General features: G+C 39.4%; 1 protein-coding gene. It reads left to right on the top strand.

Annotation, left to right across the window (positions count from 1 at the left end; genetic code table 11):
- Nucleotides 1-66 precede the first annotated feature (66 nt).
- On the top strand, nt 67-947 hold an 881-nt coding region (locus ACFIO5_RS10800; protein ID WP_375705398.1), incomplete at its 3' end, for a CobW family GTP-binding protein.

Genomic DNA, 947 nt, shown 5'->3' with positions numbered 1-947 from the left:
CATTCCGAGTAAAAAACACACAAATCACGCCCTGAAAAAGGCCGTACACCACACGCGATAATTCTTATGAAAACAAAGCGCATTCCTCTCACGCTTATTACCGGCTTTCTAGGCTCGGGCAAAACGACTTTGCTCAACCGGATGTTGCGCGATCCTCTTTTGGCTGACAGCGCTGTTATCATCAATGAATTTGGTGACGTGAGTATTGATCACCTTTTGGTTGAAAAAACAACAGAAGGGATCATTGAACTCGCTAATGGTTGCTTATGTTGTAATTTACGCAGTGATCTCATTGATACATTAATCGATTTGATTGATCGCGTTCATACAGGACATCTCAAAAAACTCAATCGCATTATCATTGAAACAACAGGAATGGCTGATCCCGCACCTATTTTACAAGCTCTGCTAAATCATCCACTTTTAATGCAAACATTGTCCATCGACGCTGTTCTTGTAACATTCGATACATTAAACACGCTTTCCATATTTAAACGCCACCCTGAAATACACAAACAATTATCACTTGCTGACAAAATTATCCTCACAAAAACAGACCTTACTCATCCAAAAACGCTTTCAAACACGCTTCTTACCACACTCAAAGCAATTAATCCTATAGCGCAAATCATCGATGTTCATTCTGACCATTTCTGTTCAACTGCATTCATAAGTAAAATATTATGGGATGAAAAAACAGAAAACACGCGGCTTAAACAATGCTGCTCTATTGCTCCACACGATCATACGCACCAATCGACCATTCGTGCTTTTTCTCTAGACTATGAAGAGACCATTGATTACGCCACCCTTGATACTTTTTTAGATCTCCTAAAAAATTTTTATGGCGCAAAACTATTACGGATCAAAGCAATTATTGCATTGCATGATGATCCCCTACGTCCACTTGTGCTACACAGCGTACAAACATTTTTTCATCCACCAAT

The sequence above is a fragment of the Bartonella sp. AA86SXKL genome, from assembly GCF_042196885.1.
This window is presented reverse-complemented; position numbering and strand designations above follow the sequence as displayed.